The sequence below is a fragment of the Pantoea vagans genome (assembly GCF_001506165.1).
GTDB lineage: Bacteria > Pseudomonadota > Gammaproteobacteria > Enterobacterales > Enterobacteriaceae > Pantoea > Pantoea vagans_C.
The window spans coordinates 1658521-1684234 of sequence record NZ_CP011427.1 but is presented as its reverse complement, the minus strand read 5'-3'; the positions used below and the strand labels follow the sequence as shown (position 1 = coordinate 1684234).

Genomic DNA, 25714 nt, shown 5'->3' with positions numbered 1-25714 from the left:
CTTTTTTTCTGCATCCTGCTCTACCTCAGAGTGAGTAAACCATATACATTGATTTGCGCGCGGCCCTTAGTGGCCGCGCTGTTTTTTAGTGCCGAATTATTTATTAAGGCACGCTAAACCTGGCCGCCTCTATGCCGATAACCTACACGTTAATTTGGCTTCAATCTTTGTTTTGCAAGGTGGTTACTGATGCTCATTCCCCAGCAATTTGTCGGTCAATTTCGCCGTAAGCGCCTGCTTATTGCGTTAGTGATCGCAGCGCTGGTTCTGATTCTTACGCTGACTTTTCGCTATATCGAAGAGAAGTCGCGTATTGAGCAGCAGTCATTAAATTTCGCCTCGCGCGCCATTGAGCGCTTTGACCGCATGTTCTCGCCACTTGATGTGTCAGCCAACAACACCCTTGGGTTGGTTGGCGTGCCCTGTGCGCAAGTGCGCTATCCGCTGATTGAGAAAATCTCGGCGTTGCAGACCGTTCGCACTATCCTGCTGGTGCAGGACGACAGCATTTACTGCTCCAGCATTTATGGCCCACGCAATATTTCCTTTAGCCAGACTTACCCTGAGCTGGCGATTAATAACCAACGCATGATGCTCACCACAGATAACTATCTGTTGAAGGGCTCTCCAGTGCTGTTGCTGTGGACGCCTAAGTCGCTGGATAACCGCGATGGTCTGCTGCAGGTGATTAACGTTGAGTTGATGACCAACTACCTGCTGGAGCCACAGTTGCCGTGGGTTGAACGTGCCATTTTCAATGTGGGCGGTCAAAGCCTGGAGTACGGTAATCCACTGATTGAACACACTGTGCCATCGGAAGATGAGGTGGCTTACGATCAGTCATCGCTGCGTTATCCGTTTAGCATTACGTTGTATGGACCTTCTCCGGCTCGTCTGGCGTTGAATACGCTTCCCTCTCAGCTGCCTCTTGCCGTGCTGCTGAGTTTGCTCATCGGTTACATCGTTTGGCTGGCTACTGCGAATCGCATGAGCCTGAGCTGGCAGATCAGTTACGGCATCACAGCAAACGAATTTATGGTGTATTGCCAGCCGCTGATTAATGCAAAAAGTGGCGAATGTGATGGCTTTGAACTGCTGTTGCGCTGGCATAACCCTCGTCAAGGTTGGATTGCCCCCGATGTGTTTATCCCCTTGGCTGAGCGTCAAAATCTGATTGCACCCTTGACCCGTTTTGTTCTGGCAAAAGTCGTGGATGAGTTGCCAAATTTGCCGCAGTGTCCATCTTTCCATATTGCCATTAACGTCGCTGCCAGCCATTTCCGCGACCGCGCGATAGTAGAAGACTTACAGAGTATTTGGTGGCCGGCAAACCCTCTACCGAAACTGGTGGTGGAACTAACCGAACGCGATGCCTTACCGGTGATTGATCAGTCTGTGGTGTCACAACTGCATGAAATTGGCGTGCGTTTGGCGATTGACGATTTCGGCACCGGCCACAGTTCCCTTGCCTACCTTAAGGATCTGAAGCCAGACGTGCTGAAGATTGACAAGATTTTTACCGCAGCGATTGGCACCGATGCCATTAACGCTACAGTCACGGATATGGTGATTTCCCTGGCACAGCGTTTGAATATTGCGCTGGTCGCCGAAGGTGTCGAAACCGCTGAGCAGGCGCACTATCTGCGTGAACGCGGTGTCGACCATTTGCAGGGTTACTACTATGCCCGCCCGATGCCAATTGAGGATTTCCCGGTGTGGCTGGAGCAGCATTTGGCGCATTTGAGTGCGTAAGATGTAGGTGGAGATTTCTGCAGGGCCGGCGTGTAACAGCCAGTAAAGGGGATGTTCCGTAAAGTCGGCGTAAATACCTCCCTGTAGCCTCGACCGCCGCATCCTTGCGGCGGACGCTTTACTCCTCATTCCCCTTTACCGGCTTTATCAAGCATCATGCGCGTTGTATAGGGTAATCAAAGGCGGCAGCGGTTTAATCTTCCAAAAACAAAAAAGCCGTCTTTCGACGGCCTTACTTGTAGCGATATTATCTTAATATCTACGCTTCATGTTCTTCATCATCATGCGGCTTGTCTTTGGTTACACGCACCAGATCGATGCGGTAGTCCGTAGCCTCAATGATTTGGAAATGCAGCGGTGGCAAGTCAATGACTTCACCTGGCTGTGGGAGTTGGCCCTTCTGGGCGATCAGTAAACCGGCCAGCGAAGCATGGTCCTCTTCCGGGTTCACCAGCTCATGATAATCCAGCAACTGCTGCAGTGAATGCAGATCGGTTCCGCCTTTCACTAACCAGCCATCACCATCGGCAATCACGTCTGGGGTTTCATCTTCATCCGGGAATTCACCGGCAATGGCTTCCAGTACGTCCAGCGGGGTGATCAAACCTTGCACCACACCAAACTCGTTAGTGACGATGACAAAGCTACCTTTAGCACGGCGTAAGACGCCCAACAGGTTGATCGGGTCCAGCGTTTCCGGCACCACGATTGCCGGCGTATTAGCGGCAAAGGTCGCAACATCCATACCGTGTTCCAGCGCCACGAGCAGCTCTTTCGCGCGCACTACACCGATGATTTCATCCAACTCACCCCGACATACCGGGAACAGGCTGTGTGGCGTATCCAGCAACTGAATACGAATCTCATCCAGTGGGCGCGAAACGTCGACCCACGAGATGTTGCCACGCGGCGTCATGATGCTGCGGATAGAGCGCTGAGATAGCGTCAACACACCGTTGATCATGTAACGCTCTTCGTCCTTAAACGCTTCCTGCGGCATCGCTTGCGTCAAAGCGGCTTCTTCGGTGGTGACCGGCTGATGACTCTGGCGGCGGCCACCCATCAGACGCAGAATGGCTTCGGCGGTACGCTCGCGCATCGGGCGATGTTCCTGATGACGAATAAAGTTACGGCGCGCAATCTGGTTGAACAACTCAATGACGATAGAGAAGCCAATCGCGGCGTACAGATAACCTTTCGGAATGTGGAAGCCAAAGCCTTCTGCCACCAGTGACAAACCGATCATCAACAGGAAACTCAGACACAACACCACCACCGTTGGGTGCTCATTCACAAAACGCGTCAACGGTTTAGAAGCCAACAGCATCACACCCATGGCGATCACTACGGCGGTCATCATCACCGGCAGATGGTTCACCATACCCACGGCGGTGATCACCGCATCGAGTGAGAACACGGCGTCCAGCACCACGATCTGAATCACCACTGCCCAGAAACTGGCATACCCTTTATTGCCCTGATGATCCATGCCCCGGCTTTCCAGCCGCTCATGCAGTTCCATGGTTCCTTTGAATAACAGGAACAAGCCACCGAACAACAGAATTAAATCTCGCCCGGAAAAACTGAAATCGCCTACGCTGAATAGGGGCCGTGTCAATGTCACGATCCACGAAATCAACGACAGTAAGCCCAGTCGCATCACTAATGCGAGGGAAAGGCCGATCAGACGCGCTTTATCGCGCTGCTTCGGCGGCAATTTATCCGCCAGGATAGCGATAAAGACCAGGTTATCGATACCGAGAACGATCTCGAGCACGATGAGCGTCAGTAAACCCGCCCAAATTGAGGGGTCGAAGAGAATTTCCATCAATGACTCCTTACAACACAAATGGGCGAACGAAACTGAGCCTGCGCCAGAGGGCGAGACGGAAGATCGTTAGCAATTGAGGTCACGCTGAAGAGCGTTGAAGCATGCGCCAGAAAGCGCTGAGAACAAGTTGAGCGACGTCGGTGACGGTCCATAAAGGTGAGCTGAAGCCCGGTACTCCTGAATATTAAACAGATCGCTAATGTATCAGTTACATCAACCACGTCAAAAAATTTTATTACATTTACAAACAATTGCGCTAACGCATGAATCACGCAGTTAAATGCAATTTTGCAGGGTTACGCTCGAAATAGCTGACAAACATCACATAAATTATTTTTTCGCACACTAAAATAAATCGCGACCTTATCGCTGTGCAGCGGACAGTTTCGGATTATTTATTGATGCGTTTCTTCATCTTAGACCAAAACGATCCACCTGAAACAACAACGGTAATTCTCAATGATTCCCGGCGAAGCCAGAGAATCTCTCATGCGAACGGAGGTAGCAAGTGACCATTGCTATTGTAATTGGTACACATGGCTGGGCGGCAGAACAGCTGCTTAAAACAGCAGAAATGTTGTTGGGTGAGCAGGAAAATGTCGGATGGATTGATTTCGTGCCCGGCGAAAATGCAGAAACGCTAATTGAAAAGTATCAGGCGCGACTGGCCGATCTCGATACGTCCAAGGGCGTGCTGTTCCTGGTCGATACCTGGGGTGGCAGTCCTTTCAACGCGGCCAGCCGCATTGTGGTGGACAAGCCGGGTTACGATGTCATCGCCGGGGTGAACATCCCGATGCTGGTTGAAACCCTGATGGGCCGTGATGACAACCCGTCACTGGAGGAACTGATTCACATTGCGGTGGAAGCCGGTCGGGAAGGCGTAAAAGCCTTGAAGACCGAAACCCCTGCCCAAGCCGCACCAGCCCCTGTCGCGGCAAAAGCCCCTGCCCAACCGCAAAAACCACTCGGCCCAGATGAACATATGAAGATCGGGCTTGCCCGTATCGATGACCGTCTGATTCACGGCCAGGTGGCTACTCGCTGGACCAAAGAGACCAACGTCACACGCATCATTGTCGTCAGCGATGAAGTCGCCAACGACACCGTGCGTAAGACATTGCTGACCCAAGTGGCACCGCCGGGCGTCACTGCGCACGTTGTGGACATCGATAAGATGATTCGCGTGTGGAATAACCCGAAATATGGCCGCGATCGCGTGATGCTGCTGTTCACCAATCCTACCGATGTGGAACGGATCGTTGAACAAGGCGTTGATATCAAGTCGGTCAATATTGGTGGTATGGCATTCAAGCAGGGTAAAACCCAGGTCAACAATGCGGTTTCCGTCGATGAGAAAGATATCGTTGCCTTCCGCAAGCTGAATGAACGTGGCATCGAACTGGAAGTGCGTAAAGTCTCGAACGACCCGAGGCTGAAAATGATGGACCTGATCGCGAAGGTCAATCAGTAGTTCGCTTTTGCCTGCGCTGGCGGGCGAATACTTGAGACCTTGCTGAGGAGAAAAGCAATGGAAATAACCACGCTACAAATCATCCTGATATTTATTGTGGCTTGTATTGCCGGGATGGGTTCAATTCTTGATGAGTTCCAGTTCCACCGTCCACTGGTGGCTTGTACCCTGATTGGTGCAGTCCTGGGTGACATGAAAACCGGTATCATCATCGGTGGTACCCTTGAAATGATCGCACTGGGCTGGATGAACATCGGGGCAGCGGTTGCACCCGATGCGGCTCTGGCGTCCATCATCTCTACCATTCTGGTTATTGCCGGTGGACAGAGCGTCGGTGCCGGTATTGCCCTGGCCATCCCACTGGCGGCTGCCGGTCAGGTTCTGACCATTATCGTACGTACCATTACCGTCGCCTTCCAACACGCTGCCGATAAGGCCGCGGAGAAAGGTAACCTGAGCGCCATCAGCTGGATCCACGTTTCAGCCCTGGTGTTGCAGGCAATGCGTATCGCCATCCCTGCGTTGATTGTCGCGATTTCAGTCGGCACCAGCGTGGTACAGGAACTGCTGAACTCTATTCCTGAAGTGGTCACCAATGGTCTGAATATCGCCGGTGGTATGATCGTCGTCGTCGGTTATGCGATGGTCATCAACATGATGCGTGCAGGCTACCTGATGCCGTTCTTCTATCTGGGTTTTGTTACCGCGGCCTTCACCAACTTCAACCTGGTTGCACTGGGCGTGATTGGCGTGGTTATGGCGATTCTCTATATCCAGCTGGCGCCAAAATATAATCGCACAGCGGGCGCTGCTGCGGCCGGTCCTGCGCACAACGACCTCGACAACGAACTCGACTAGGAACAGGTGAAATCATGGTTGATACAACTAACACTGAAAAGAAACTCACCCCGAGCGACGTCCGTGGTGTGTTCATCCGCTCTAACCTGTTTCAGGGTTCCTGGAACTTTGAACGTATGCAGGCGCTGGGTTTCTGCTTCTCAATGGTACCGGTGATCCGTCGCCTTTACCCTGAGAACAATGATGACCGTAAACAGGCAATCAAACGTCACCTGGAGTTCTTCAATACCCACCCTTACGTGGCGGCACCGGTATTGGGTGTCACCATGGCGATGGAAGAACAGCGTGCTAACGGTGCCGCTATTGATGATGCCGCGATTAACGGTATCAAAGTCGGTCTGATGGGGCCGCTGGCAGGTGTGGGTGACCCGATCTTCTGGGGTACCGTGCGTCCGGTATTCGCCGCGCTGGGTGCCGGTATCGCGATGAGCGGAAGCCTGTTGGGTCCGCTGCTGTTCTTCATTCTGTTTAACGCTGTGCGTATGCTGACGCGTTACTACGGTGTGGCTTATGGCTATCGTAAAGGTGTAGATATCGTTAGCGATATGGGCGGCGGTTTCCTGCAGAAACTTACGGAGGGGGCGTCGATTCTCGGCCTGTTTGTTATGGGGGCCTTGGTCAACAAGTGGACACATGTGAACGTGCCGCTTGTGGTGTCGCGCATTACCGATCACACCGGCAAAACCACCGTCACTACCGTACAGTCGATTCTCGATCAGTTGATGCCGGGGTTAATTCCGCTGTTGCTGACCTTCGGCTGCATGTGGTTACTGCGCCGCAAAGTTAACGCACTGTGGATTATCGTCGGCTTCTTTGCCTTGGGTATCTTCGGTTACTGGATCGGCTTGCTCGGTCTGTAAAAAATCTGCCGGGAGTTAACGCTCCCGGCTGTTTTCCAGCGGCGTTACCTGAGCGTCAACGTTGAGGTAAATTCGGTTGAGGAAGAAATATTTTTATGTCACTGACTGACGCGCTGATCGCCCTGCTTATCTTCGCTTTCGCTCTGTTTGCCATCTATGATGATGCGATTCTACCGCGTCGTCATGGCCCCACTAAATTGCGTGTCGCGCTGCGCCGCCGCCATAAGATCGACAGTGGGATCTTTATCGTTTTACTGTTGATTCTTCTCTGGAATAACGTTAGCAATCACGGACCACAACTCACAACTACGCTGCTGATGGTGCTGTGTTTCATGGCCATCTGGCTGTTCTGGCTGCGCACGCCAAAACTGTTGATGAAAAATGAAGGGTTATTTTTCGGCAGCGTGTGGATCGATTATCGCCGTATTCAGAGTATGAACTTGTCTGAAGACGGCATTTTGGTGATGCAACTGGAGCAGCGTCGTTTACTGATTGCTGTGAAACAGCTCGACGACCTGGAGCGCATTTACAATACGCTGGTTGAAGCGCGTTAAACGCGCTGCCAGAGTGTCAGAATAAAATCGGCGTCGCAGTTGAAGTTGTCAGCTGCCGCCAGTTCTTGCCATACCGCTTCGCGCGCACGCCACGCAAACGGCGTCATCTGCAGCAAGCTCACCGCCTCGGCACCGCTTAAAGTCATTTCATATCGCAGGTTGTGTTGGTCAACCCGAGTAAAGCCCTCATAGGACTTCTCTTCCGCAGCGTGCAATTGTACTTCTCTGTAGATCAGCGCTTTAAACTGCTGCAAGTGATGCGGTCCCGGTGTGACAGTGAGCAAGTACCCTCCCGCTTTCACCACACGACTCAACTCCGCTTCGTTGCATGGGGCATAAATGCGCACGATGCCGTCTAGTGATGCATCTGCAAAGGGTAAGCGCTGGCTGGAGGCCACACAGAACTTCACCTGACGATAACGCCTGGCGGCCATGCGAATCGCGGCTTTGGCCACATCCAGCCCAAATAGCTGCGCTTGTGGCAATGCCTCGGCCATAGCGGCAGTGTAATAGCCTTCGCCACAGCCAATATCCAGTAGCTGTGTCGTTTGCCCGCTCAGATGTTGCGCCAGAGTCTGCGCGACGGCATCGCGTAACGGCTGATAGTGTCCTGCATCAAGAAACGCCCGACGCGCCAACAGCATTTCGGCGCTATCACCCGGTTCACGCGAGCCTTTATGCTGAACCGGCAGCAGATTGACATACCCTTCTTTCGCCTGATCGAATTGATGGCCAGCATCACAGCGAAAACTGTTCGCCTGCTGCTGCAAGGATTGATGGCAAAGGGGGCAAATCAAAGACATAGATAACTCCGGGTTAGCGATTCGCGCGCAGTTTACCCTGATCATCTGGCAACAGAAAGGATAAAGAAAAGCCCCGGTCTGAGACCGGGGCTTTAAATTCGTGTCAGTGGCGCATGGCACCAAGTCTGAGAACGAAATCAGATAGCAGTAACGTTTACTGCTGCTGGACCTTTCTGGCCGTCCTGAATTTCGAACTCAACAGCCTGGCCTTCAGCCAGAGTTTTGAAGCCGTTACCCTGGATTGCAGAGAAGTGTACGAACACATCTTTGCTGCCGTCAGCAGGAGTAATGAAACCAAAACCTTTAGACTCGTTGAACCACTTAACCTGACCTTTAATCTTTGCCATTTTTGCAAATTCCTTTGATTGTTTATATTGCCCGAAGGCAGTCTTACAGAGAAACCAGAGACATTACTGAATGAGGCACTAATTTAAGGTTCGGCAAGGAAGCAGTATTCAACGTCAACGTCTTTACTCGTAACTTCTTTACTGAAGATGCCATACATAAACAGAACTGTACCTCGTTTGACCCACGAGTCGTTATCACATATTCGCAAATTAATGGCAAGCCATTTTTAAACGGTGATCGACACAACGCACATAATTGGCTGAAAAGCCGCACAGCAGACCAGTTGTCATATTGACAGCGACACATTCATATGAGCAAAAAAGGGTTATGCTTCAGAGTAGTTAGCGCCAGTAAGTACATTAGTCAAGCGTAGCGGGTTACCAAAAACCAGCACAATTAAAGCGGTTTAGATTATGCGAAAAATATTGCACTAATATGGCATGAATAAAATATTCCGGCAAAAAGTTCGCACTTAATGCAACAATCGTGCATTGCGCAAAACTTGTACAGCAGTCGGTATTAGGTACAACTCATAAATAGTTTTGCACCAAAATCAGGAAAATAAACTGAGGATTGCCCCAAATATATGCATAACGAATTTGGCGGTTATCTTAATTTTAACTATCCAGACAACAAATAAATGTTAAAAAAATGCACCGCATTGCTTGATTTAACAAAATGCGCTTAGGATTAATCCGAATCGATATTTTGCAGAGTGCGGCTCTCACCTATTCTCCAGGGCGCGAAGCGCCTTTTATCTTCGCCTGCAGCATCCATTGCCTGTGCCAGCACCACTGGGGGTTCATCTAACGGATCATCTGCCAGTTCAAACACGCCCCAGTGAATAGGCAGCGTGAGGGGGCGGCCAATAGCTTGCCACAATGCTACCGCCTGATCGGGATCCATATGCTGTCCCCGCATGAACCATTTTGGTGCATAGGCGCCAATCGGCAATGCCGCAAGATTGAATGGGCCCAAACGCTTACCAATTTCCAGCAAATTATCGCTGTAACCACTGTCACCCGAAAACCAAAAATTCAGATTCTGGTTATGCATCACCCAACCACACCAGAGAGATCGGTTACGGTCCCAGAAGGTGCGCATACTCCAGTGCCGGGCCGGCACTGCGGTAAATGTTAGTCCTGCAACGTCCCTGGACTGCCACCAATCAAATTCGCTGATATTGCGCACCCCACGTTTGCGACACCATTCCCCCATGCCCAGTGGCACCAAAAATTGTGCAGCAGGAAAATGACGTGCAATACGTTTGATGGTCGGGCGATCCAAATGATCATAGTGATTATGCGAAATCAGGACGAAATCGAGATGCGGCAACTGCGCGATACTGAGTGGCGCTGGGGTTTTACGCTGCGGTCCAGCAAACGGCAGGGGTGACGCGCGTGATGAGAGTGCCGGGTCAATCAGGATGTAACGTTGATTGAGGCGCAGCAGCAATGCTGCATGGCCCAGCCACCAGATGCGGTCATCATCGCCACTTAAATCTGTGGTCTGGCACCAGCGATCAATAAAGGCGGGATATCCGGCTTGCGGCGGGCGTGGCAGGTTGTCGGCCTTTCGCTCGCGTCGCCAGCGTTGCAAATCCCCTGGTTGGCGCAACTCCTCTTCCGGGTTGCGGAAGCCTTCTGGCGTGTGATGTGCCAGCGATGCGTCATACCAGGGGTTTTGCCAGGCCATTACTGCTCCGTGTGTTTAACGTTCTGGAATCATGCGGATGAAGTCGCGCTGCTCTATGGCATCTTCCTCTTCCTGCTGTTTTGCTGTGGCTGGCTGAGCATCCGCGAGGCGGCGCAGCAGCGCATTTTGTTTTCTCTGCTCTTCTAACAGCGCTTCCAGTAAACGGATCTGTTCACTGGCACGTACGCTGGCCCGGTTGACGAAGAACCAGGCGATAAAGGCCACAACAATAATGATGGCCAGTACGCCATAGCTCAACAGCGGACTGGTATTTGCGGCTAACTCGTTCATAACTGCCTCTATTGTCATACATAAAACACTTACACCGCCGCTGATTCTACTCGTTGTGTGCGGAAAAGATAATGGTTGCCGGCGGAAAGCAGATTATCCCGCATCTGTATGGCTTTCAGTTATCTCTGATCGATTTCATCGGCAGGACGCGGCATGCTGCTACTATAGAAATGGCAGCGACTTCAGGACAGCTGCGTTGTGTATCACAAGGAGATAAAATGAAACTTTTCATTCGAGCGATTATCGTGGTGGGCGTGATTTGGCTGGCCATGTTGTTTACCGGTTATGGCGTACTAACAGGCAGCAATAAAAATGCGGCCGGTCTGGGTTTGCAGTGTAGCTATCTGACAGCGCGAGGTGTGATCACCGCGCAATACTTGCATACGGACAGTGGCATTGTGGGTGTTACAGATTGCCCATTGCTGAAGAAAAGCGGTGAAGTGGTAGACAATTAATCATGAAAACGGGCTGGAAACAGCCCGTTAATCTGTATCAGAAAGGATACTGGTGATAGCCCATTTGATCGGAAATATTACGTGCCGCACGGTGCAGCATCGCGACATACTCCGCTTTACCCTCTTCCGAGAAACGAATTGTCGGGAACGAGATACTCAGCCCAGCAATCACCACACCAAAGCGATCGAAGACCGGCACCGCGATGCAGCGTAAACCCTCTTCCTGCTCCTCGTTATCCTCACCGAAGCCCTGTACTTTGACTTGATCCAGCACATCCAGCAGAGCATCCGCCGAGACGATGGTATTGGCGGTACTGCGGCGAAACTCCACTTCACTCAGAATCTCTTGCACTTCATTGCGATCGCGCCAGGCCAGCAGCACTTTACCAATCGCGGTAGTGTGCAATGGATTTCGCCGACCAATGCGCGAATACATGCGCAGGTTATACAGTGAATCGATTTTGTGGATGTAGACAATGCTGTCTTCTTCCAGCGCACCGAGGTGGATGGTTTCTTTGGTCAGGCGCGATAACTCACGCATCTCCACATCTGCACTGCGAATCAAATCCACGTTTTGCAGGGCTTTCGCCCCCAGCTCGAACAGTTTGAGCGTCAGCGAGTATTTTTCGCTTTCGCCTTCCTGCGCCACATAACCCAGCGATTTCATGGTTTGCAGAAAGCGATATACCGTGCTTTTCGACATCATCACACGCTGCGACAACTCGGTGATGCCGTGGTCGCGATCTTCTCCGAGCGCCTGCAGTATGCCGAATACTTTCATCACGGATGAAACGGAATCTGGCTGTTTATCGTTATCGCTGCTCGCCATTGCGCGTATCCTTTTTTGACTGTGTTTCAAAAAAAACGGAACAGAAACGCCAGTATATGCGTTTCAGCCCAGTGGCGGCAACGAATCGCATTGTAAGACACATTCCTTCGTAATTTTTTGTCAATGAATTCGGTGCTTTCCATCACATAATTGATTAGCATGATGATATTCACTGACTTCACTTATTCCTTTTTATGTCCCCTACACTTTCTCAGGATGGATTGCCCGTTCCGCAGCGCTATGGTGCCATTATCACTATTGCGTTGGGCATCATGATGGCCGTGTTAGACGGCGCTATCGCCAATGTGGCGCTGCCCACCATTGCACGTGAGCTGAATGCCAGCCCCGCGGAATCAATCTGGATTGTTAACGCCTACCAAATCGCCATTGTGATTTCACTGCTGTCACTCTCTTTCCTGGGTGACATGCTGGGTTACCGACGTGTTTATCAGGTGGGTCTGGCACTGTTTATCGCGACCTCCTTGTTTTGCGCCCTCTCCTCTTCACTAAATATGCTGACCGTGGCGCGCATCCTGCAGGGGTTTGGCGGTGCTGCGTTGATGAGCGTGAATACGGCGCTGATTCGCATCATCTATCCGCAGCGTTTCCTTGGACGCGGCATGGCGATTAACTCGCTGATCGTGGCGGTATCGAGTGCCGCCGGGCCGACCGTTGCCGCAGCAATCCTTTCTATCGCCAGCTGGAAGTGGCTTTTCCTGATTAACATTCCGATTGGTGTTCTGGCGCTGTGGCTGGCGTTGCGCTTCCTGCCGGATAACACGCAGAAAGCCACCCAACAGAAATTTGATGTGCCAAGTGCAATCATGAACGCCCTGTTCTTCGGCTTGTTGATCTCAGCATTAAGTGGCTTTGCACAAGGCCAGAATCGCGGATTAATTCTGGGCGAGGTGGTGGCACTGGTGGTGGTTGGCGTGGTGTTTATTCGCCGTCAGCTCTCCATGACCGTGCCGTTACTGCCCGTGGACCTGCTGCGCATCCCGATTTTTGCCATGTCGATGTGCACGTCGGTTTGCTCCTTCTGTGCGCAGATGCTGGCGATGGTGTCTCTGCCCTTTTTCATGCAGAACGTGTTGGGCCGTGATGAAGTGGCGACAGGGCTGTTACTCACGCCATGGCCGCTGGCAACCAGCGTGATGGCACCGATTGCAGGCCGACTGATTGGACGCGTCCATGCGGGGTTACTCGGCGGATTAGGGCTGGCGATCTTTGCGTCCGGTTTATTCCTGCTGGCGCTCTTACCGTCACAGCCAACGGATGCGGATATTATCTGGCGCATGATTTTATGCGGTGCCGGTTTTGGCTTATTCCAGTCTCCCAATAACCACACCATTGTCTCTTCCGCGCCGCGTAACCGAAGCGGTGGAGCCAGCGGTATGCTCGGTACTGCACGCTTAGTGGGTCAAAGCATGGGGGCAGCCCTGGTCGCCTTGATGCTGAACCTCTTCAATGATGGCGGCACCCACGCGTCGTTAGTGTTGGCAGGCATCTTTGCCAGCGTTGCTGCTGTGGTCAGCATGGCGCGCATGTCACAATCGCGTGCCGTGACAGACGCTTAAAAACAACAAGGGCGCCATCAGGCGCCCTTGTTCATTCAACTATCGATTACTTCAAATAGTCGCCATTACGCAGCGCTTCGATGCGCTTGTCTAATGGCGGGTGCGACATAAACAGCTCGCTCAACGATTTGCTTTTACCGTTAATACAGAACGCCATCATGCTGCTGGGCTCCTGCGGCTCATAGCTGGTTTTCAGGCGCTGCAGGGCGGCAATCATCTTCTCACGTCCGACTAATTTGGCAGAACCGGCATCGGCGTGGAATTCACGGTGACGTGAGAACCACATGGTGATAATGCTGGCCAGAATACCAAACACCAGTTCCAGTACGGTAGCAACGGCAAAATAGACCAGTGGGTTACCGTTGCTGCTCTCTTCGCCATCGCGGTTACCCGACAGGAAGCCAGAAGCCACCTGCGCAATAATACGTGAAATAAAGATCACGAAGGTGTTCACCACACCCTGGATCAGCGTCATGGTGATCATGTCACCATTGGCGATGTGTGCCACTTCGTGCGCCAACACCGCTTCCGCTTCATCACGGCTCATGTTTTGCAGTAAACCGGTCGAGACCGCCACCAATGAGGCGTCACGACGCGCACCGGTCGCAAAGGCGTTGATATCTGGCGCGTGGTAAATCGCCACCTGCGGCATCGCAATGCCGGACTGTTGAGCCTGGCGGCTGATGGTGTCCATCAACCAGCGTTCTGTCTCGTTACGGGGTTGTTCAATCACTTCACCGCCAACGGATCGTAACGCCATCCACTTGGACATCAGCAGTGAAACAAACGCACCGCCAAAGCCAAACAGACCTGCCATAATCATCAGACCCTGAACACTGCTTGACTGGATTCCTGTCAGACTCAGAATCAGTCCGAATACCAACATCACCGCCAGGTTGGTGACCAGGAAAAGCGCAATACGCATCATAAACGTTAATCTTCCTCAGTTGTGCTCGCGCTCATGCGCGGATATATATCCTATGTTCATTGCGCAGCATTTCAAGCAACCTTAATCTTTAAGTGTCTAAAAAGACATAACTTTACATTTGGTAATGGTGTGCCTGAATCTGCCCATTAGCCACGATAAACAATGATCTTAGCGCAAAAAAAAGCACCGCCTGAGCGGTGCTTCTGACGACGCTGAAGATTACTTCGCGCTAGTAGCAGGCTGGGATTTCTCCAGCTGAGCCATGTCATTGGCGATGTTAACCGTTTCATCCAGGTACGGATCCGGCTCTTTGTAATCTTTTGGCAAATCATCCAGGCTCTTCAGCGGTGCTTTGCCTTCGGCCTGATAGCGGGCGTTGATACGCTCCAGACGCAGTGCATCATCTTCGTGGTTCTCTTTCTCACGCTGGGCAAGATTGAGTGACACGATGTTGCGCTTGTCCTTCATAGCATCAAAGCGCGCAATGTCTTTCAGGATGTACTGGAACTCGCGGTCTTTGGCGATACGATCGGCATGCTCTTTGGTCAACTGCGGCACCAGCGCGGTGATATCACCGGTTTTGGTGTAAGTCGCCGCATTCACGCTATCCCATGGCAGCGCGTTGTCCTCGAACTTCTCACCTGTCTCTGCCGCTTCCACGCCGGTTGGCATCAGCAGATCTGGCGTAACGCCTTTACGCTGAGTACTGCCGCCGTTGATACGGTAGAACTTCTGGATGGTGTACTGCACAGAACCCAGCGCTGGCCACTCTGGACGCAGCATTTGATCGTAGATGCGGTTCAGCGAACGATACTGCTGGACGGTGCCTTTACCAAAGGTCGGCTCACCGACAATCAACGCACGACCATAGTCTTGCATGGCTGCGGCGAAGATTTCAGACGCTGAGGCACTGAAACGATCGACCAATACCACCAACGGACCTTTGTAATACACGATGCCGTCGTTATCGCTGTCCTGACGTACGCGACCGTTATTGTCACGCACCTGCACCACTGGGCCGCTTGGAATAAACAGACCAGAGAGCGATACCGCTTCGGTCAATGCACCACCGCCATTGGTACGCAGGTCGATGACGATGCTGTCGACGTTTTGCTTCTGCAGTTTTTGCAGCTGCACTTTCACATCGTCAGTCAGGCCGACATAGAAGCCAGGAATGTCGAGCACGCCGACTTTTTCTTTGCCCACATTGTGAACCGTACCTTTAACGGCACGATCTTCCAGACGGATCTTCTCACGCGTCAGGGTCACAGTACGGGTTTTAGTGCCTTTACCGGCTGGCAGGATTTCCAGGCGCACTTTACTGCCCTTCGGTCCTTTAATTTTGGAGACCACATCATCCAGACGCCAGCCAATCACATCTTCCATCGGCTTGCCCGGTTGGCCCACGCCGACAATGCGGTCGCCCACACTAATGGATTTGCTCTTCGCCGCTGGACCGCCCGCCACCATAGAGTTAATGACCGTGTAGTCATCATCCATTTGCAGCACAGCACCGATGCCTTCCAGTGACAGGCTCATTTCGGTGTTGAACTGTTCGGTATTGCGTGGTGACAGGTAGTTGGTGTGCGGGTCGATTTCATGCGCGAACGCGGTCATCGCCAGCTGGAACACGTCTTCACTGTTGCTCTGCGCCAGACGACGAATGGCAAAGTTGTAACGCTTGGTCAGCGTTTCGCGGATCTCTTTGTCATCTTTGCCCGCCAGTTTCAGGCTCAGCTCATCATATTTAACTTTGGCATCCCACAGCGCGTTCAGCTCATCTGTGCTCTTTGGCCATGGCGATTTTGAACGGTCAATGTCAATGGTGTCATTGCCGGTGAAATTCATCGGGCGGTTCAACACGCTCAGCGCATATTGATAGCGTTCAAAGCGGCGTTTCTGCGCCAGATTGTAGAGATCGTAAAATACATCCAGCTTACCGCTGCGCAGTTCATCACCGATGGTGGTTTTCTTATCGGCGAATTGAGCAACGTCAGAGGCCAGCAGCACATTATGGTTGTAGTCGAGCAGATTCAGGTAGCGATCAAAAATTTTCGCAGAGAAATCCTGATTGAGATCGAACTGACGGTAATGAGAGCGGGTAAAACGCGATGTGACGCGTTCGCTGACGGTAGGATGCTGTGGATCTTCATGTAACTGGGGAATCTGGTCGGCGCGGGTAATGTTGTCTGCGCCAAAGGTGGGGCCTGCTAACAGCAGGCCCGCGATCATACCGATCTTTAAAATGTTGTTCATGCCAGGGTCAGCCTCCGTTTCAGAACTGCAAGTGTTCTGCGCGCACAATCATTGCCATGCCGGAAGCGAGCTGTACCCGAACGCCATCCTTGGTGATTTCAAGAATGGTGGCGTCCATTGCACTTTTGCCTGCTTTAACTTTGATGTTCTGGCCGAGCTGCAAAGTTGAGGTGTCAGTGACAGGTATTGCTCGCGGCGGGCGTGGTGCAGCCTGGCGTTCAGTCGACGCCGCACGCGGAGCCTGTGGACGAGGCTTACGTGGTGCAGCTTCGCCGCCTTCAGCCGCTTTACGCGGTGCGGGCTTGCGCGGGCGACGCTCAGCGGTCTCTTCACCGGCTTCACGCTTCTTCGCACGCTGCTGATCGCGTTGCGCCTGAACGCGCGCTTTAGCTTCTTCTAATTGCTTGCGCGCGTGCTCCACGTGTTGCTCATCCAGCACGCCACAGGCGTTGCCGTCGAGATCGACACGGGTCGCACCGGCTTTAATGCCGTAAAGATAACGCCAGCTAGAGGTATAGAGACGTAAGGCCGAACGCAGTTGCGTCTTGCTCAGGCTGTTTTCACCCTGAACGCGCTCAACCAGATCCTGGAAGATACCGATCTTGAGCGGACGCGCTTCGCCATCGGCGCTAAAGCATTGCGGAAAACGCTCCGCCAAAAAGGCGATAACTTCTTTACTGCTATTCAACTTAGGTTGATTTTCCATGAAATTTCCTGATTACTACGGGTTTGCCGACCAGAGCAGGCATGAACAGGCGACATTATAATGACAACATCGCCAAATGCTATGTGATCCAGTCGATTAGCTGCGCGTCAGCTGAATAAATTTTACGATGTCGCTGCCCGCCAGCACTTCACAAAGCCCGTCGGTAAGGGCCACCAGCCCCGTTTCATCCTCACTATCAAAGCGAGAATAAACCGTACTATCAATGTCTAACACACCCACAACGGTGCCATTCACTTTCAGAGGAATCACGATTTCTGCGTTGCTGGCAGCATCACAAGCGATATGTCCCGGGAATGCGTGCACGTCTTCAACTAACTGCACTTTATCCTCTGCAATCGCTGTGCCACATACTCCTTTGCCCACCGGAATACGCACACACGCGATTTTGCCCTGGAATGGGCCCAATACCAGCGTGTTCGGTTCAGTCAGCAAATAGAATCCCGCCCAGTTCACACCTTCCAGACGCTCAAACAACAGCGCACTGCAATTGCCCAGTGCCGCAAGGAAAGAGGTTTCGCCCGCTAACAGTGCACGGACATCGCGATTTAAATCCTCATAAAAGGCTTTTTTGTTCATTGTTTAACCATAACTCGTCACTGTCGTGACCTTGTTGTCACTCAGTTGTTAAAATAAGCACTAATAATCCAGCCCCACAAGGTGAATCATTGTGTTAGTTACTATACCCTTAGCAGTCGGTGGTTAAGAATTTTCTCGGACCACAGAATGTTGCAGACAGATTGCTCTGCTCAGCATGCCGGTAACTGTAACGAACGATGGGCCATTTGCGTCACCTATGAAAATTCACGCTATCAGCCAGACGTTGCCCCACGCACGTTATCAGCGTTGTCCGCAATGCGATACCCTTTTTTCCTTACCGGATGTGAAATCGCATCAGGCTGCGCACTGTCCGCGTTGCCATGCAAAGATTCAAAACGGCCGCGACTGGTCAATGACGCGCCTCACGGTGATGGCCGTGACCATGATCGTGCTGATGCCCTTCGCCTTTAGCCTGCCGTTGGTAGATATTCGCTTACTTGGCATGCGCATCAACGCCAGCCTGGTGGAAGGTGTGATCCAGATGGCGCAACAGGGCAACGTCCTGACTGCCTCCATGGTGGCGTTCTGCACCATTGGTGCCCCTATGACCTTAGTCGCGGGCATCTGCTACTTATGGATTGGCCACGCCCTCGGTATGAACCTGCGCCCGGTATTGCTGATGCTGGAGAAGCTAAAAGAGTGGGTGATGCTGGATATCTATCTGGTCGGTGTGGCAGTCGCTTCTATAAAGGTGCAGGATTATGCCGCGCTGGAAGTGGGCTACGGTCTGGTGGCCTATATCGCGCTGACGGTACTGAGCCTGCTCACGCTGATTCACCTTAACGTTGAGGAGCTGTGGGAACACTATTATCCGCAGGCTGTGCCAACCTCTCCTCCTGAACAGTGGCAGGTCTGCCTGAACTGTCATCAAACCGGCGTGCCGGACGATCGCGGGCGCTGTATGCGTTGTCACACCCCGCTCGATTTCCGTCGTCGCCACAGTTTGCAGAAATCCTGGGCCGCGCTGATTGCTTCGATTGTGCTACTGATCCCCGCTAACCTGCTGCCGATTTCAGTGGTTTACGTCAACGGTGCGCGCCGCGAAGATACCATTTTCTCCGGTATTCTGGGGCTGGCTTCCGGCAACGTGCCCGTCGCGGCGGTGGTGTTTATCGCCAGTATTCTGGTGCCGTTTACCAAAGTGTTAGTGATGCTGACCTTACTGCTCAGCATCCATTTTAAATGCGAACAGGGCATCAAAACCCGTATTCGATTGCTGCGTGCCATCACCTGGGTGGGACGTTGGTCGATGCTGGATCTGTTCGTGATTGCGGTCACCATGTCGTTGGTGAATCGCGATCAACTGCTGGCTTTTACCATGGGACCTGCCGCGCTCTATTTTGGCGCGGCAGTCATCCTGACCATTATGGCTGTAGAGTGGCTTGATAGCCGCCTGATCTGGGATGCACATGCAACAGGAAACGCCGACTACACCGACTAGCGCCAATCTGCGTAATAAACGCAAGATTTCGCCGTTCTGGTTATTGCCCATTATTGCCCTGCTGATTGCGGGTTGGCTGCTATGGACCAATTACCAGGAGCGCGGTACCACTATTACCATTAACTTCCAGACCGCAGACGGCATCGTGCCGGGACGCACGCCCATTCGTTATCAAGGTGTGGAAGTGGGTACGGTGCAGGGTATCGTGCTGAGCGATGACTATCACAGCATCCAGATCAAGGCCAGTATCAAGAGTGACATGCGCGATGCGCTGAAAGACAACACTCAATTCTGGCTGGTGACACCGAAAGCCTCACTGGCTGGAGTTTCTGGCCTGGACGCCCTGGTCGGCGGTAACTATATCGGCATGATGCCCGGTGGCGGTAATCCACGTGAGCATTTCACCGCGTTAGATACGCAACCGAAATACCGCGTCAATACCGGTGAACTGCTAATCCACCTGCACTCACCCGATTTGGGTTCGTTGAATACAGGTTCCCTGGTCTATTACCGTAAAATCCCGGTGGGCCGCGTCTATGACTACAGCATCAACAGCAACACCGATGGCGTGACCGTCGACGTACTGATTGAGCGCCGCTTCGTCAACCTGGTGAAAAAGCAGAGTCGCTTCTGGAATGTGTCCGGTGTCGATGCCGATGTCAGCCTAAGTGGTGCCAAGGTCAAACTAGAGAGTCTGGCCGCTTTGGTCAATGGTGCCATTGCCTTTGACTCCCCGAATGACGGCCAGCAGGCAAACAGCGATGAAAACTATCAGCTGTATCCTGACCTGGCACGCAGCCAACGTGGCGTGCAAATCAGCCTTGATTTGCCGAATGGCGATAACCTGAAAGCGGACAGTACACCCTTAATGTATCAAGGGTTGGAAGTCGGTACGCTCACCAAACTAAACCTGCTGCCTGGTGGCAAAGTCACGGGCGAATTGACTGTCGACCCATCGGTTACCAGTCTAATGCGCAGCGGCACGCGTATTGAGATGCGCGCACCAAAACTAAGCCTGACCGATACCAATCTCAGCAGCCTGCTCACCGGCAACACTTTTGAACTGGTGCCCGGTGAAGGCGAGCCGCAGGATCATTTCACGGTATTACCCGCCAGCGAAACTCTGCTGCAAAAACCCGATGTGCTCACGGTTAAACTGAGTGCGCCAGAAACCTACGGCATCGATGAGGGCCAACCCGTGATGCTGTATGGCATGAAGATCGGTCAGATTATTTCTCGCCAGTTGGATGAGAACGGCATTAGCTTCGCGGTGGCGATCAATCCAGAATTCCGTCATCTGGTGCACGCTGACAGCAAGTTTATCGTTAACAGCCGTCTCGATGTGAAGTTTGGTCTCGATGGGATGCAGGTGTTGGGTGCCAGCGCCCGTGAATGGGTCGATGGTGGTATTCGCCTGGTACCGGGTGCGAAAGGCGATCCTTCCTCGCGTTATCCTTTATATGCCGACGCCGAACGTGCGCAGGAAGGCATCGTTGGCGATCAGCCGCCAACTACCTTGAAACTGACCGCAGAAAGTTTGCCAGACGTACAGGCCGGTTCTGTGGTGCTGTATCGTAAATTCCAGGTGGGTGAAGTGGTAGACGTAGTACCGCGTGCCGATGCCTTTGAGATCTCCATTCACATCGAGCCGCAGTATCGCAAATTGCTCACCAGTGAAAGTGTGTTCTGGGCCGAAGGCGGTGCGAAAGTCCAGCTCAACGGCAGCGGCTTAACGGTGCAGGCTTCGCCATTGAATCGTGCGCTGAAAGGCGCTATCAGCTTCGATAACCTGACTGGCGCTCAAGCGGCAAAAGGCGTGAAGCGCGTTCTTTATTCGTCTGAAACCGCCGCGCGTGCCGTGGGTAGCCAAATCACCCTGCACACCTTTGACGCCAGCAAACTGGCAGCCGGTATGCCGATTCGCTATCTCGGTATCAATGTTGGTCAGGTCGAATCACTGGCACTGAGTAAAGATAACAACCAGGTGGTGGCAAAAGCCGTGTTGTATCCTGAATATGTACAGGACTTCGCGCGCGTCGGCAGTCGCTTCTCGGTCGTATCACCGGAAATTTCGGCCGCAGGCGTCAACCATCTGGAAACGCTGCTCCAGCCCTATCTCAACGTCGATCCGGGTAAAGGTGCTCAGGCCCGCGTGTTTGAGTTGCAGGAGAGCACCATTACCGATTCGCGCTACCTCAACGGTCTTAACATCTATGTGGATGCCACCGAAGCCGGTTCGCTGTCGCTGGGCACCCCTGTGCTGTTCCGTGGGGTTGAAGTGGGTACCGTAACCGGCACCTCATTGGGCAACATGGCAGATCGCGTGCAGATCGCCCTGCGCATCAGCAAGAAATATCAGCATCTGGTGCGTAACAACTCAGTGTTCTGGCTGGCCTCCGGCTATAACCTCGACTTCGGTCTGATTGGCGGCGTGGTGAAAACCGGCACCTTCCAGCAATTTATCCGTGGCGGCATTCAGTTTGCCACCCCGCCGACGGTGCCACTGGCACCACAGGCCGGAGCCGATAAGCACTTCCTGCTGCAAGATGAAGCGCCGAAAGAGTGGCGCAACTGGGGAACAGCGATTCCGGACCCCAATTAAGCAATCGGGCAGCCTGCGGGCTGCCCGTTTTGTTTGCACGTGTTACACTTCGCGCTTCATTTGATGCCCCGGTATATGTCTGTGTCCGATCGCTTTCCCGAAGATTTCCTTGCGCTGATGCGCGCCAGCCTCGCTGATGAAAATGAACTGCAGCTTTTTCTGGCGATCAGTCAACAACCGCTGCGCCGCAGCCTGCGCGTCAACACGCTAAAAATCAGCGTTGAGGCGTTTCTGGCGCACACCGCGCACTACAACTGGCGTCTGACGCCGATTCCCTGGTGTCCGGAAGGTTTCTGGATTGAGCGAGACGACGAGTCACTTCCGCTCGGCAGCGTCGCCGAACATTTGAGTGGTTTGTTCTATATTCAGGAAGCCAGCTCGATGTTGCCAGTAACGGCACTGTTTGATGCCGCACCCGATGCGCGTCAGGTGATGGATGTAGCCGCTGCGCCGGGATCCAAAACCACGCAAATGGCCGCGTTGATGCGCAATCAGGGTGCCATCCTCGCCAATGAGTATTCGGCCAGCCGCGTGAAAGTGCTGCACGCCAATATCAGCCGTTGCGGCGTCAGTAACGTGGCGTTGACCCACTTTGATGGCCGCGTGTTTGGCGCTGCACTCCCTGAACAGTTTGACGCCATCCTGCTGGACGCCCCCTGCTCCGGCGAAGGCGTGGTACGCAAAGACGCCGATGCGCTGCGTAACTGGACCCTTGCCAGCACCGAAGAGATTGCCGCCACACAACGCGATCTTATCGACAGTGCCTTTCATGCCCTGCAACCGGGCGGCACGCTGATTTACTCCACTTGCACCCTGAACCAGATTGAGAATCAGCAGGTGATTGCCTGGCTGCAACAGCGTTATCCAGACGCTGTGGAAATCGTGCCGCTGGACGGCTTGTTTGCGGGGGCAGAGCAAGCGCTGACACCTGAAGGATTTTTACACGTGTTCCCGCAGATCTTCGATAGCGAAGGCTTTTTCGTTGCACGCCTGCGCAAAACCGCCCGTATCCCGGCACTGCCTGCGCCGACCTATAAAGTGGGCAAACTGCCCTTCTCACCGGCCAGCCGTAAACTCTCTGCCGAAGTGCAGCAAGCGGCAGCGAAAGTGGGTATCCAGTGGGATGAGAATCATACCTTGTGGCAACGCGACAAAGAGTTGTGGCTATTCCCTGCCGCGCTGGAAAGTTGGTTGGGCAGAGTGCGCTTCTCGCGCATCGGCGTGAAGCTGGCAGAGACCTTTCCTAAAGGCTATCGCTGGCAGCATGAAGCGGTGATCTCCTTTACCCAGCCGGGCAGCGCGTTAGATTTTGAACTCACCATTGACGAAGCGGAAAGCTGGTACCGTGGCCAGGATATCCGTCCTGAGACGTTACCTACGCAGGATGAAGTCATCGTCACTTATCAGCAGCAACCGCTGGGATTAGCCAAGAAAGTCAGCAATCGCATCAAAAACAGCTATCCCCGCGAGCTGGTGCGTGATGGTCGTCTGTTCCGTTAATCCTTACTGCAGTTGAACCAGCGTTAATCGATTACCAAACACCGCACCGGTATCGATATAATGCTGGTTCGCCACATTGAGTGGCTGCTCCAATGGCGTGTGACCGAAATAGAAATCGCTGGCACCGTCGATGCTGGTGGATGTCCCGCGATGATGGCGCCCCAGGCGATCACGGCTCCACACCACCTGATGCCAGTCAACGTCTTGTCCCAGCTGATAATGGCTGGCGGGATAGTCGGCATGGGCGATAACCACCACGCGATCCGCTAACTCGATATGTAAAATCAACGGTAAATCGGCGCAGCGTTTCAATGCATGGCGCGCTGCAATTAAATCCGCGCCTTTTAACTGCCAAAACCAGTCACCGCCGTTCATCATCCACAACATAGGGTCATGCCCATCCAGCGCTGATAGCGCCATTTGTTCATGGTTACCACGCACGCAGCGGAACCAAGGCTCTTGCAGCAGCTGTAAACAGCCGGGGCTATCGGGTCCGCGATCGATCAGATCACCCACTGACAGCAATAAATCCTGCTGTTTATCGAAGTCATGCAGGATCAGTTGCGAATCCAATTGGGCGCGGCAACCATGTAAATCACCAACAACCCATATGTTACGCCACGTTTTGGCACTCACCGTTTGGTAAAACATGTAATCTTTCCCGGTTGACTGGAAGTTTAGTGAACCCGGCTTAAAGTATAGTCCGGTGAGATGGAGCCAAGGGAGGGAACAGCGTGAGCAGCCGTAAACAATTTATTGGCGTATTGGTGTTTATATTTCTGGGCAGCCTGCTGCTACTGGAATCGCTTGCGCGCTTGGTGCATCTGCTGTTTGTGGGGTGAGCGTTTCACTCGCTTGTGAAGTTTCAACACAGGCTGCGTCCTGCAGCCCTGATGAAAGTCCCGTCCGGCGCTTATCTCCGGCGCTCATTAAAGGCGTTAGCTCTGTGCGGGACGGCGAAGACTTTACCAACTAAGACAATTCCGAACAAGTTAAATGATATTAACTATCATTCTCACTATTGATTTTTACGCTTCGCTTACATAAGTGATGCTCATTCAACCATCCTGCTGGCACTTGTAGTCACAACGCGCTAAAGCCTTTTGCTACGCTTAGAACAGTATTCACAGCAAGGAGTGAGCAATGAAAGACTATTACAAAATCGATCTGGAGCTTTTCATGCATAATAACGCGGATTTGATTCGCGATATTAAAAGCCGAGCGCCGGTTTATGCAGATGATTATGGACTAGAGGTGGTGCAATATATTAACCGTGAAGTGAAACAAGCCCACCTGAATTATATTGAAAGCCTTGGCGTGCACGATCCCTATGAATATTATATTTCTCAGCATGAGGAAGACCGCTACATGGCTGATAAGCTGATCGCTCAGCATCGCGCCGCGTTAAACCACACCGCTTAATGTATTGATTTGCCACACAAACCGTGTGGCAAATAGCTCCCTTAATGGGAAAGAAAGAAGATCGCCAGCAGGAAAAACACCCACAATCCGGCAAAGGTAGCAAAGCCGACACGAGGCGTTTTTGTCCGACCGACCACGACTCCAATAAAGATACTCAGCAGTGTTAAGGTGCCAATCATTACCCAGAGAAGATATTGCGCATTTGCCATGAAGAGTCCTTATTAACCGGCAATAAAAAATGATGCGCACCCTTATACCATTTTTCACACTCACTGGCTGCTGATAAATGTCCGCAACTTTAGTGCTGGCTTGATTCTCTACGCCGTTGGATGACCGCAACGCACCGTTTTTAGCTGCTCCAACTCGTTTAACCGCGCCGTTGCGTGCTTGTTAGCGCTGGCCTTTGCGATGCCGTTGCCGATACCAAAATCACCTAAGAAGCCGATCACCGTTAAAGCATCAAACTCACCGGTTTTGTCAATCTGCTGCTGCACGCTATGGGTCTTGGCGATCTCCTGATCGAGCGTCGCACAATTGTAGGTTTGCGCTTCTTCATCACTGACTTTGGGTGATTGCGGGTATTGCTTGAGCGCGCAGCCGCTGAGCAGCAACAGCGTGGTGAACAGGATGGCAGGTTTTAACATCGAACGACTCTCGTTGTGGTTGGTATTGTTGGCTAATGGCATCAGGGGAATTTAACACGGTGGGATTGGTTTGATTCAGAGAATAACTGGGGAGATCGTGCACTTTATGAACGTTATGAGGAGTGTTTTAATCCACAAAAAAAGACCCAATACGATTTATTAGTCTATTTATCAATGAGTTAATTACCGACATGGCGATAAATTGGCCACATCGAAACAGACGATTGCTGCTACAAAACTTTCTCTTAATTTGCGAGCAGCAAATCTATC

The 25714-nt window shown here is 52.5% G+C and carries 25 protein-coding genes; 11 read left to right on the top strand and 14 right to left on the bottom strand.

Translation table 11 applies throughout. The features are described 5' to 3' along the window. Positions 1 to 189: 189 nt before the first annotated feature. Positions 190 to 1752, top strand: a complete 1563-nt coding sequence (locus LK04_RS07825; RefSeq protein WP_039335422.1) for an EAL domain-containing protein — start codon at positions 190 to 192, stop codon at positions 1750 to 1752. Positions 1753 to 2011: 259 nt separating this feature from the next. Here LK04_RS07825 and LK04_RS07820 read toward each other — a convergent pair whose 3' ends face one another. Continuing rightward, positions 2012 to 3580, bottom strand: a complete 1569-nt coding sequence (locus LK04_RS07820; protein WP_039335421.1) for a TerC family protein — start codon at positions 3578 to 3580, stop codon at positions 2012 to 2014. Between the two features lie 511 nt (positions 3581 to 4091). Here LK04_RS07820 and manX point away from each other — a divergent pair. From manX to LK04_RS07800, 4 genes are all read left to right on the top strand, one after another. Beyond that, positions 4092 to 5057: a PTS mannose transporter subunit IIAB gene (gene manX / locus LK04_RS07815; RefSeq protein ID WP_039335420.1), complete on the top strand. Its 966-nt coding sequence runs from the start codon at positions 4092 to 4094 to the stop codon at positions 5055 to 5057. A 57-nt stretch (positions 5058 to 5114) separates the two neighbouring features. Next, complete coding sequence (locus tag LK04_RS07810) at positions 5115 to 5915, top strand: PTS mannose/fructose/sorbose transporter subunit IIC (protein WP_039335419.1); 801 nt, start codon at positions 5115 to 5117, stop codon at positions 5913 to 5915. Between the two features lie 14 nt (positions 5916 to 5929). Further along, positions 5930 to 6775: a PTS mannose transporter subunit IID gene (locus LK04_RS07805; RefSeq protein WP_039335418.1), complete on the top strand. Its 846-nt coding sequence runs from the start codon at positions 5930 to 5932 to the stop codon at positions 6773 to 6775. Positions 6776 to 6870: 95 nt separating this feature from the next. Continuing rightward, positions 6871 to 7329, top strand: coding sequence for a DUF986 family protein (locus LK04_RS07800; protein WP_039335416.1), 459 nt, complete (start codon positions 6871 to 6873; stop codon positions 7327 to 7329). On the opposite strand, the gene rlmA is transcribed toward LK04_RS07800, so the two are convergent. The 5 genes from rlmA to LK04_RS07780 form a co-directional block, all read right to left on the bottom strand. Next, the gene (rlmA, locus tag LK04_RS07795; RefSeq protein ID WP_039335415.1) at positions 7326 to 8132 is read right to left on the bottom strand and encodes a 23S rRNA (guanine(745)-N(1))-methyltransferase; all 807 of its coding nucleotides are present in this window, start codon (positions 8130 to 8132) and stop codon (positions 7326 to 7328) included. The genes LK04_RS07800 and rlmA overlap by 4 nt on opposite strands. A gap of 137 nt (positions 8133 to 8269) precedes the next feature. Next, positions 8270 to 8479, bottom strand: a complete 210-nt coding sequence (gene cspE, locus LK04_RS07790) for a transcription antiterminator/RNA stability regulator CspE (protein WP_034828712.1) — start codon at positions 8477 to 8479, stop codon at positions 8270 to 8272. A gap of 83 nt (positions 8480 to 8562) precedes the next feature. Beyond that, positions 8563 to 8637, bottom strand: a complete 75-nt coding sequence (locus LK04_RS20635) for a DUF2627 domain-containing protein (protein ID WP_153011405.1) — start codon at positions 8635 to 8637, stop codon at positions 8563 to 8565. Between the two features lie 533 nt (positions 8638 to 9170). Further along, the gene (locus tag LK04_RS07785) at positions 9171 to 10175 is read right to left on the bottom strand and encodes an MBL fold metallo-hydrolase (RefSeq protein ID WP_039335414.1); all 1005 of its coding nucleotides are present in this window, start codon (positions 10173 to 10175) and stop codon (positions 9171 to 9173) included. 15 nt (positions 10176 to 10190) lie between these two features. Further along, positions 10191 to 10466 (bottom strand): YebO family protein, encoded by a 276-nt coding sequence (locus LK04_RS07780; RefSeq protein WP_039335412.1) that lies wholly within the window; start codon positions 10464 to 10466, stop codon positions 10191 to 10193. 218 nt (positions 10467 to 10684) lie between these two features. Between LK04_RS07780 and LK04_RS07775 the strand changes: the two genes are divergently transcribed. Beyond that, positions 10685 to 10921, top strand: a complete 237-nt coding sequence (locus tag LK04_RS07775) for a YobH family protein (protein ID WP_039335515.1) — start codon at positions 10685 to 10687, stop codon at positions 10919 to 10921. Between the two features lie 37 nt (positions 10922 to 10958). Here the strand turns inward: LK04_RS07775 and kdgR are convergent, their stop codons facing one another. Then, complete coding sequence (gene kdgR, locus LK04_RS07770) at positions 10959 to 11750, bottom strand: DNA-binding transcriptional regulator KdgR (RefSeq protein WP_039335410.1); 792 nt, start codon at positions 11748 to 11750, stop codon at positions 10959 to 10961. A 194-nt stretch (positions 11751 to 11944) separates the two neighbouring features. Between kdgR and LK04_RS07765 the strand changes: the two genes are divergently transcribed. Next, the gene (locus tag LK04_RS07765; RefSeq protein ID WP_039335408.1) at positions 11945 to 13327 is read left to right on the top strand and encodes an MFS transporter; all 1383 of its coding nucleotides are present in this window, start codon (positions 11945 to 11947) and stop codon (positions 13325 to 13327) included. A 46-nt stretch (positions 13328 to 13373) separates the two neighbouring features. On the opposite strand, the gene htpX is transcribed toward LK04_RS07765, so the two are convergent. The 4 genes from htpX to LK04_RS07745 all read right to left on the bottom strand — a co-directional run bounded on the left by htpX (position 13374) and on the right by LK04_RS07745 (position 17814). Further along, the gene (htpX, locus tag LK04_RS07760; RefSeq protein WP_039335407.1) at positions 13374 to 14255 is read right to left on the bottom strand and encodes a protease HtpX; all 882 of its coding nucleotides are present in this window, start codon (positions 14253 to 14255) and stop codon (positions 13374 to 13376) included. Positions 14256 to 14474: 219 nt separating this feature from the next. Beyond that, positions 14475 to 16511, bottom strand: a complete 2037-nt coding sequence (gene prc / locus LK04_RS07755) for a carboxy terminal-processing peptidase (protein ID WP_039335406.1) — start codon at positions 16509 to 16511, stop codon at positions 14475 to 14477. Positions 16512 to 16530: 19 nt separating this feature from the next. Continuing rightward, positions 16531 to 17217 carry an RNA chaperone ProQ gene (gene proQ, locus LK04_RS07750; protein WP_039335405.1) on the bottom strand — a complete coding sequence of 229 codons (687 nt, stop codon included), beginning with the start codon at positions 17215 to 17217 and terminating at the stop codon, positions 16531 to 16533. A gap of 96 nt (positions 17218 to 17313) precedes the next feature. Beyond that, positions 17314 to 17814 (bottom strand): GAF domain-containing protein, encoded by a 501-nt coding sequence (locus tag LK04_RS07745; RefSeq protein ID WP_039335404.1) that lies wholly within the window; start codon positions 17812 to 17814, stop codon positions 17314 to 17316. Positions 17815 to 18031: 217 nt separating this feature from the next. On the opposite strand from LK04_RS07745, the gene yebS reads away from it, so the two are divergent. The 3 genes from yebS (at position 18032) to rsmF (ending at position 23378) form a co-directional block, all read left to right on the top strand. Continuing rightward, positions 18032 to 19276, top strand: a complete 1245-nt coding sequence (gene yebS, locus LK04_RS07740; protein WP_039335401.1) for a membrane integrity lipid transport subunit YebS — start codon at positions 18032 to 18034, stop codon at positions 19274 to 19276. Further along, a complete protein-coding gene (locus LK04_RS07735; RefSeq protein WP_039335399.1) occupies positions 19245 to 21878 on the top strand; it encodes a PqiB family protein in 2634 nt (877 codons plus the stop codon). The genes yebS and LK04_RS07735 overlap by 32 nt, the downstream gene beginning before the upstream one ends. Before the next feature lie 75 nt (positions 21879 to 21953). Then, positions 21954 to 23378 (top strand): 16S rRNA (cytosine(1407)-C(5))-methyltransferase RsmF, encoded by a 1425-nt coding sequence (gene rsmF, locus LK04_RS07730; protein WP_039335397.1) that lies wholly within the window; start codon positions 21954 to 21956, stop codon positions 23376 to 23378. A 3-nt stretch (positions 23379 to 23381) separates the two neighbouring features. Here rsmF and LK04_RS07725 read toward each other — a convergent pair whose 3' ends face one another. Next, on the bottom strand, positions 23382 to 24029 hold the full coding sequence (locus LK04_RS07725) for a metallophosphoesterase (protein ID WP_039335395.1): 648 nt from the start codon (positions 24027 to 24029) through the stop codon (positions 23382 to 23384). A gap of 492 nt (positions 24030 to 24521) precedes the next feature. On the opposite strand from LK04_RS07725, the gene LK04_RS07720 reads away from it, so the two are divergent. Then, the gene (locus LK04_RS07720; protein ID WP_039335393.1) at positions 24522 to 24800 is read left to right on the top strand and encodes a hypothetical protein; all 279 of its coding nucleotides are present in this window, start codon (positions 24522 to 24524) and stop codon (positions 24798 to 24800) included. Between the two features lie 41 nt (positions 24801 to 24841). Here the strand turns inward: LK04_RS07720 and LK04_RS20745 are convergent, their stop codons facing one another. Continuing rightward, positions 24842 to 25009 carry a hypothetical protein gene (locus LK04_RS20745; RefSeq protein ID WP_166932300.1) on the bottom strand — a complete coding sequence of 56 codons (168 nt, stop codon included), beginning with the start codon at positions 25007 to 25009 and terminating at the stop codon, positions 24842 to 24844. A 108-nt stretch (positions 25010 to 25117) separates the two neighbouring features. After that, complete coding sequence (locus LK04_RS07715) at positions 25118 to 25444, bottom strand: hypothetical protein (RefSeq protein WP_039335391.1); 327 nt, start codon at positions 25442 to 25444, stop codon at positions 25118 to 25120. Between the last annotated feature and the right edge of the window lie 270 nt (positions 25445 to 25714).

Bases quoted from the DNA above. Each gene is read 5' to 3' on its own strand.
- LK04_RS07825 (WP_039335422.1), top strand. From the start codon at position 190: ATGCTCATTCCCCAGCAATTTGTCGGTCAATTTCGCCGTAAGCGCCTG.
- LK04_RS07820 (WP_039335421.1), bottom strand. From the start codon at position 3,580: ATGGAAATTCTCTTCGACCCCTCAATTTGGGCGGGTTTACTGACGCTC.
- LK04_RS07810 (WP_039335419.1), top strand. From the start codon at position 5,115: ATGGAAATAACCACGCTACAAATCATCCTGATATTTATTGTGGCTTGT.
- LK04_RS07805 (WP_039335418.1), top strand. From the start codon at position 5,930: ATGGTTGATACAACTAACACTGAAAAGAAACTCACCCCGAGCGACGTC.
- LK04_RS07800 (WP_039335416.1), top strand. From the start codon at position 6,871: ATGTCACTGACTGACGCGCTGATCGCCCTGCTTATCTTCGCTTTCGCT.
- rlmA (WP_039335415.1), bottom strand. From the start codon at position 8,132: ATGTCTTTGATTTGCCCCCTTTGCCATCAATCCTTGCAGCAGCAGGCG.
- cspE (WP_034828712.1), bottom strand. From the start codon at position 8,479: ATGGCAAAGATTAAAGGTCAGGTTAAGTGGTTCAACGAGTCTAAAGGT.
- LK04_RS07785 (WP_039335414.1), bottom strand. From the start codon at position 10,175: ATGGCCTGGCAAAACCCCTGGTATGACGCATCGCTGGCACATCACACG.
- LK04_RS07780 (WP_039335412.1), bottom strand. From the start codon at position 10,466: ATGAACGAGTTAGCCGCAAATACCAGTCCGCTGTTGAGCTATGGCGTA.
- LK04_RS07775 (WP_039335515.1), top strand. From the start codon at position 10,685: ATGAAACTTTTCATTCGAGCGATTATCGTGGTGGGCGTGATTTGGCTG.
- kdgR (WP_039335410.1), bottom strand. From the start codon at position 11,750: ATGGCGAGCAGCGATAACGATAAACAGCCAGATTCCGTTTCATCCGTG.
- LK04_RS07765 (WP_039335408.1), top strand. From the start codon at position 11,945: ATGTCCCCTACACTTTCTCAGGATGGATTGCCCGTTCCGCAGCGCTAT.
- htpX (WP_039335407.1), bottom strand. From the start codon at position 14,255: ATGATGCGTATTGCGCTTTTCCTGGTCACCAACCTGGCGGTGATGTTG.
- prc (WP_039335406.1), bottom strand. From the start codon at position 16,511: ATGAACAACATTTTAAAGATCGGTATGATCGCGGGCCTGCTGTTAGCA.
- proQ (WP_039335405.1), bottom strand. From the start codon at position 17,217: ATGGAAAATCAACCTAAGTTGAATAGCAGTAAAGAAGTTATCGCCTTT.
- LK04_RS07745 (WP_039335404.1), bottom strand. From the start codon at position 17,814: ATGAACAAAAAAGCCTTTTATGAGGATTTAAATCGCGATGTCCGTGCA.
- yebS (WP_039335401.1), top strand. From the start codon at position 18,032: ATGAAAATTCACGCTATCAGCCAGACGTTGCCCCACGCACGTTATCAG.
- LK04_RS07735 (WP_039335399.1), top strand. From the start codon at position 19,245: ATGCAACAGGAAACGCCGACTACACCGACTAGCGCCAATCTGCGTAAT.
- rsmF (WP_039335397.1), top strand. From the start codon at position 21,954: ATGTCTGTGTCCGATCGCTTTCCCGAAGATTTCCTTGCGCTGATGCGC.
- LK04_RS07725 (WP_039335395.1), bottom strand. From the start codon at position 24,029: ATGTTTTACCAAACGGTGAGTGCCAAAACGTGGCGTAACATATGGGTT.
- LK04_RS07720 (WP_039335393.1), top strand. From the start codon at position 24,522: ATGAAAGACTATTACAAAATCGATCTGGAGCTTTTCATGCATAATAAC.
- LK04_RS20745 (WP_166932300.1), bottom strand. From the start codon at position 25,009: ATGGCAAATGCGCAATATCTTCTCTGGGTAATGATTGGCACCTTAACA.
- LK04_RS07715 (WP_039335391.1), bottom strand. From the start codon at position 25,444: ATGTTAAAACCTGCCATCCTGTTCACCACGCTGTTGCTGCTCAGCGGC.